Below are 6,097 nucleotides of genomic sequence, written 5' to 3'. Positions count from 1 at the left end.
GGGGGGCTTCGCTCAGTCGCCGGGCAGAGGCGACCCGGTCTTCCTGCCACACTGTGCGCATGCGCAGCATCGGTCCCACTCGGTCCGCTGCCGTCTATCTCGCTGTGACAGCGGTCATCGTCTCGCTCGCGGCGGCGCTCGTGCAGGTCGTCTTCGTCGTCGAGCTGGCGACGCGAGGTCTCGGCTGGGTCAGCACGGTCGCCACCGCTGGGCTCGCGCCCGCCCTGACGTTGGCTGCCCTCTGCGCGCTGCTCCGGTCGTGGGGCCTCATCTCTTCACCCCGCGCCGCCCTGTCGGCGACGGTCGGCGCACTCGCCTTCGCCTCCGCGGCGGCGGGCCTTCTCGCCTTCTCGGTCGGCTTCGACGATGTGGACGCAGGCAGGGAGCCGAGCGGATTCGCGCGCCTTCTCGTCCCCTTCGTTCTGGCGGCCACTCTGTTCGGCGTCACTGCCGCCACCCCTCTGCTTGAGGCTGTCCTCCGCCGACCTAGGGGAGCAGTGAAGCGATGGGCGCTGTCGGTCGTCCTTGCGGCCATCGCGTGCCTCGTTCTCGCGGTGTCGCTCGTCACGCCCACGGTGGCCGTCATCGCCGCCGTGGTCATCCTCGCCGTGGCACTTCGCTCGAGCCCCCAGTCGGGAGCTCGTGAACCCTCCGTCTCGTCGTCGATGCCGATGCCACCACGGCCCCTCGGCGTGGTGACCCGCGAGCGTGCCGCCGCCTCCCGCGCCCTGGCGTGGGGGAGCGTGATCCTCGGCGGGGCAGCGGCGGTCGTCGCCCTCACCGGCAGCTCCTATCTCGCCGGGCTCGACGCTACGGAGACGATGCGTCTGGGCATTGGTATCGGCATCGTCGCAGCCCTGCCGCTGCTCGTCAGCGTCGACCTGGTCCTGGTCGCCCGCGTGCCGTTCCGGGCGACGACCGTTCACGTCGCACTCGCGCTGTGTGCGGCTGCCCTGCTCGGGACCGCGGCAGCATCCTTCCTTCCCGAGTTCCTGCAGTGGAACATGATCCTGCTCGGCGCGCTCTTCCTCGGGGCCGCTGTAGGCGTCGCGGCCTACGCGCTTCTGCCCGGCTCTGGTCCGTCGCGCATCCTCGTCGGCGCGGCGATCGGTGGCGGCTTCGGCGTCACGCTCGGCATCGCGGTGGTGGCCGCATCCTCGTTCATCGCACCGGTGCTCGCCCTGGTGTGGGCGCTCACCGGCACCCGTCCGCGAGAAGCGGCAGTCCGGCCCAAGACCCCGGTCACCGTCTCCTAGCGCTCGGCACACTCGGCACACTCGGCACACTCGGCACACTCGGCGGAGCCTTCGCGGCCGCGGTGGCAGATCCACGCCCATGGCAGGCTAGGACTTGTGCAGGCGCGAGTCCCCTTCTCCGGAGCGGCGGCCGCCTACACGCTCAACTGCGCTCTCGGCACGTCCGTCGCCCTGCGCCTCCTGGACACCCGCGAGTACCGCTGGCTGCACCACGCGCTCTACATCTCGACGTGTGTGCTCACCGGCCTCGCGCTCACCAGCCCCGCGTGGGGGAAGCCCCGGGTTCCGGCCCAGCAGTCGGCGCTGCTCCTCGCGCCCGCCGTGGTGCCGCTCGCCGCCATCCCGTACCTCGGCTCCTCCTCGAAGCGGCACCCTATAGTCGCGCTCACGGCGGCCCCCTTCTTCGTGGCGAGCCTCATCCGTTCCTGGAGGTAGCAGCGTGGAGCTGTTCGACGCGATCCGCCGGCGCACGACGACGAACGGGCACTTCCTGCCCGATCCCGTCTCGGAGGCGCATCAGCGCCTCCTGATGGAGCTCGCCGGCCGCGCGCCATCGCAGCTGAACAGCCAGCCGTGGCGGTTCGTGCTCGTGGAAAACCGGGAGACGATCGAGACGATCGCGCGGATCAGCGGCGAGAGCATGACCGAGGCGATGTCGAACGGCACCTTCTTCGAGCGCTACAAGCCGTACTTCCGGTTCAGCAAGGAGGAGATGGAGCGCCGCCGCGACGGAATGCTCTTCGACAAGCTGCCCGCGGCCCTCCGTCCGTTCACCAGCCAGGCGTTCACGAAGAGGGGTCAGAAGCTGATGAACGGGCTCCGAGTGCCGCACACCCTCGGTGAGGAGAACCGGAGGCTGGTCGCTGGGTCGCCGCTGCTGCTCGGCGTGATGCTGGACCGGGGCGAGTACCGGCCGGGGGAGCTGTCCTCGTTCTACTCGCTGTTCAGCATGGGCGCCGCCATGGAGAACGTGTGGCTCTCCACGCTGGAGCTCGGCATGGGCATCCAGTTCGTCTCGTTCCCGATGGAGGTCCCCGGCAAGTGGGACCTGATCGTCGACCTCTTCAAGGTGCCCGCCGACCTCGAGCTGATGGCGGTGTACCGGCTCGGCTACCTGCCGCCGGAGCAGCGGCGACCGACGATCGACTGGTCTAGCCACCAGCGGAAGCTTCCCTCCCAGTACGTGTACCGCGAGACCTGCGAGACGCCGCAGACCGGGTGGGATGACCTGCAGGCTCCCTCCGAGCGCTAGACGGTCGCCCCACGCGAGTGCGGTCCCTAGTCTCGGCACATGGCAGTGACGCTTCTCCCGTACGACGACGGCGACTTCCCTGTGCTGCAGGCGGCCAACTCGCCGGAGATGACCCGGTTCCTCGGCGGCCCCGAGACTCCCGAGGCGGTTGAGCAGCGGCACGCGAAGTACCTGCGCCTGAACAGCGAGGGCGACGCTCGGATGTTCCGGATCGCGACGGACGAGCATCCGGCGGTCGGCATCATCGGCTGGTGGGAGTCCGAGTGGCACGACCAGAAGGTGCAGGAGGTCGGCTGGAGCGTGCTGTCCGAGTTCCAGGGCCGGGGGTACGGAACGGAGGCGCTGCGCGCCCTCACCCGGGACGCGGCGGAGCGCGGCACCCGGGCGCTGCTCGTGGCGAATCCCCGCACCGACAGCACGGGCTCGAACGCCGTGTGCGAGCGCTCCGGTTTCTCCTTCCAGGGCGAGGAGGACGACGAGTACCCGCCGGGCAACCCGATCCGCACCAACGTCTGGACTTTCGACCTCGGCGCGCTCCGCGAGGCGAGACGGCAGGGCTATGTCACCTGACGGCGGGTCGCCGTGGTGGGAGACCGCTGTCGTCTACGAGGTGTATCCGCGGAGCTTCGCGGACTCGAACGGCGACGGCGTCGGCGACCTGCGGGGCGTGATCGACCGCCTGCCCTACGTCGCCTCGCTCGGGATGGATGCTCTCTGGCTGACCCCGTTCCAGACGTCGCCGCAGGTCGACCAGGGCTACGACGTGAGCGACTACTGCGACGTCGACCCGCTGTTCGGCAGCCTGGCCGACTTCGACGAGTTGGTCGCCGGCGCCCACGAGCTGGGGCTGCGGGTCATCGTCGACCTGGTGCCCAACCACGCCTCCGTCGAGCATCCGCTGTTCCGAGCGGCGGTCGCGGCGGGACCCGGCTCCGAGGAGCGGTCGCTTTCCACTTCTTGCCTGGCCGTTCGGATGGCGGCCCGCCGAACGACTGGCCGAGCGTCTTCGGCGGGTCGGCCTGGACCCGGGCGGTCCCTGACTCCGCGGACGACCTCGACTGGTACCTGCACCTCTTCGCCCCGGCTCAGCCGGACTGGAACTGGCGCAACCCGGCGGTGGGCGACTTCTTCGAGGAGGTGCTCCGCTTCTGGCTCGACCGGGGCGTCGACGGCGTGCGGATCGATGTGGCGCACGGCCTGTTCAAGGCGGAGGGGCTGCCCGACATGGGCGCCCGGCCGCCGCGCGCGGACGGGCTTCGCATCAACCCGCTGGCCCGCGACCAGGAGGAGGTGCACGACGTCTATCGGCGCTGGCGCCGAGTCGCCGAGGAGTACGCGCCGCCGCGGCTGCTGGTGGGCGAGGTGAACCTGCCGCCCGACCGCGCAGCCCGCTTCACCCGGCCGGACGAGCTGCACCAGTCCTTCGCGTTCACCTTCATGGGGATCGGCTGGGACGCCGACGCCTGGCTGCGGGTCGCCGACGAGCTGGAGCGGGTGCGGCGGCGCTCGGGTTCCCTCCCGACGTGGGCCCTCGAGAACCACGACGTGCAGCGCGCCGTCACCCGGTTCGGTGGCGGCGAGGCGGGGGAGCGGCGGGCGCGTGCGGCGCTGGTGGCCATGCTCGGCTTCCCGGGCTGCGCCTACGTCTTCCAGGGGCAGGAGTTGGGCCTGCCCGAGGTCGACGTGCCGGATTCGGCGAAGCGGGATCCGATGTGGGAGAGAGCGGGGGTGTCGCGGGACGCGGTGCGGGTGCCGCTGCCCTGGACCGCCGCGGCCGACGGGTTCCATGGGTTCTCGGCCGTGCGCGACGGCGCTAGCTCATGGCTGCCGCAGCCGGTGGGCTGGGGAGCGTACGCCGTGGACAGACAGGCGCAGGACGGCGCCTCGATGCTGAGCCTGCTCCGGGCGGCGACCCGGATCCGGCGGGCGCTGGTCGGCGACGGAACTCTGCGCTCCGGCGACCCGGCGGAGTGGAGCCTCACACCGGGTGGGGTGCTGCTGTGCCGGCGGTCCGGCGGGTTCGTCGTCGCGCTCGCCATGGGGGACCAGCACGCCCCGCTCCTCGCGGGGCGGGTGGTCCTCTCCTCCGCGCCGCTCGCCTCCGGGATGCTGCCTCCTGATGCTGCGGCCTGGGTGCTGACGGGCTGATCGGTCGGCGAAGGCACCTTCATCCTGCGTCAGCGGACGGCGTCGTAGGGTCGAGAGGTGACGCCGCGTGACTTCCAGGTGAGACCCACGGTGGAGGACGACTGGCCGCAGGTGAAGGCGCTCAGGCTCGAGATGCTCGCGGACACCCCGCTTGCCTATCTGGAGACGCTCGACACCGCCCGAGAGCATCCGGACGACTTCTGGCGAGCGCGCGCAGGCGGCGGCTGGCGTGAGGACGGGATCAACCTGGTCGCGATCGCGGGCGACGGGCGGTGGCTCGGCACGATGGCCTGCCGCATGTTCGACGGCGGCGTCGAGCCCTACCTCGTCGGCGTCTACGTCGCCCCCGGCGCGCGAGGGTCGGCCGCAGGAGTGACCGATGCCCTTCTGTCGGCGATCGAGGAGTGGGCGAGCACCAAGGCGAGCGGTCTCCTGCTCGACGTGCACGAGGACAATGCCGCCGCGCGGAGGGCCTATGCCAAGCGCGGGTTCGTGGAGACCGGACGCACGATTCCGTATCCGCTGGACCCTCGCAGCCGGGAGCTGCAGATGCGCAAATCGCTGCCCTGAGGGGATCACCGCGCGCGCCCAGGGGACGCGTGGAACGGGCCTCGTCGCGGCCATCGGCGGGGCACTCTCCCTCCCCAGGAGCGACCTCAAGAAGTTGCCAACAGGGCGGCTGATCAGCGCTTCCTAGTGTCGGTGGGTGTCGGTGGTGGGGGTCACAATTGCCCTATGAATCGCCCCACCGATGCTCTCCTCGAGCAGGCCGACGGCCTCGCCCGCCGGGTCGCGACGCTGCCGTGGGGCGAACCCGAAGCGGCGCTGAGCCAGCTGCTTGCCGGCGCGAACGATGCCACGCTGCTGGAGCTGGCCGAGCGGGCGGGGAGGGTCACCCGGCTGGCCGAGACCGTCGCGACGAGGGTCGCGGGAGAGATCGCGAAGCGCTCCACTCGGGACGCGCTCGAGCCGCTGTCCAAGCGGATGGGGGAGCGCACGGCGGCCGCCCTCGTGGCACGTTCAGCGGACGTTCCCGTCGCACGTGCCGCCGACTGGTGCCGGGTGGGCGCCGAGCTCGTCGGGCGGGAGAGCCTCAGCGGCGAACCGCTGCCGTGCCGGTTCGCGCACGTGTCGGCCGCTCTCGACACAGGAGATGTCAGCCCCGACGGCGCCCGCGTGATCCTCGAGGCGCTCGAAGCCGTTCGGCACATTCTGAGCCAGGACGCCCTTGAGGGGCTCGAAACGCACCTGTTGCAGGAAGCGCGCCTCCGGTCCTTCCCGGATCTGGCGGCGCTCTGCCGTGCGGTTCCCGATCGGTTCGATCCCGACGGCGCCGAGCCCCGCGAGGAGGAGCTGCGCGCCAAGTCGGGCTTCAAGGTGATCCACCGGCGGGACGGGCTGCTCCGCTGGGTGATCGACGCCCACCCGGAGGCGGCCGGCT

At 71.2% G+C, this 6,097-nt stretch carries 7 protein-coding genes and 1 pseudogene; all 8 read left to right on the top strand.

Annotated features, from left to right (window positions below; translation table 11 throughout):
• Nucleotides 1-59: 59 nt before the first annotated feature.
• Nucleotides 60-1,256 (top strand): hypothetical protein, encoded by a 1,197-nt coding sequence (locus JWR33_RS06180; protein ID WP_297410297.1) that lies wholly within the window; start codon nt 60-62, stop codon nt 1,254-1,256.
• Between the two features lie 96 nt (nt 1,257-1,352).
• Nucleotides 1,353-1,691, top strand: a complete 339-nt coding sequence (locus tag JWR33_RS06175; protein WP_297410296.1) for a hypothetical protein — start codon at nt 1,353-1,355, stop codon at nt 1,689-1,691.
• Nucleotides 1,692-1,695: 4 nt separating this feature from the next.
• The gene (locus JWR33_RS06170) at nt 1,696-2,508 is read left to right on the top strand and encodes a nitroreductase family protein (protein ID WP_297410294.1); all 813 of its coding nucleotides are present in this window, start codon (nt 1,696-1,698) and stop codon (nt 2,506-2,508) included.
• 39 nt (nt 2,509-2,547) lie between these two features.
• Entirely contained in the window at nt 2,548-3,078 is a 531-nt protein-coding gene (locus tag JWR33_RS06165; RefSeq protein WP_297410293.1) for a GNAT family N-acetyltransferase, read from the top strand.
• Nucleotides 3,068-3,370 (top strand): annotated as a pseudogene (locus JWR33_RS13545) (alpha-amylase family glycosyl hydrolase); the annotation flags it as partial. The gene JWR33_RS06165 and the pseudogene JWR33_RS13545, both read left to right, overlap by 11 nt.
• A gap of 95 nt (nt 3,371-3,465) precedes the next feature.
• On the top strand, nt 3,466-4,656 hold the full coding sequence (locus JWR33_RS06160; protein ID WP_366073815.1) for an alpha-amylase family glycosyl hydrolase: 1,191 nt from the start codon (nt 3,466-3,468) through the stop codon (nt 4,654-4,656).
• A 57-nt stretch (nt 4,657-4,713) separates the two neighbouring features.
• On the top strand, nt 4,714-5,226 hold the full coding sequence (locus JWR33_RS06155; protein ID WP_297410292.1) for a GNAT family N-acetyltransferase: 513 nt from the start codon (nt 4,714-4,716) through the stop codon (nt 5,224-5,226).
• Nucleotides 5,227-5,391: 165 nt separating this feature from the next.
• Nucleotides 5,392-6,097, top strand: a 706-nt coding sequence (locus tag JWR33_RS06150) for a DUF222 domain-containing protein (protein ID WP_297410291.1), incomplete at its 3' end; no start/stop codon positions are given.

Origin of the sequence: Naasia sp. (assembly GCF_025465545.1) — a bacterium.
Classification (GTDB): domain Bacteria; phylum Actinomycetota; class Actinomycetes; order Actinomycetales; family Microbacteriaceae; genus Naasia.
Note: the sequence above shows the minus strand (reverse complement) of the source record. Positions and strands in the feature narration are given on the sequence as shown.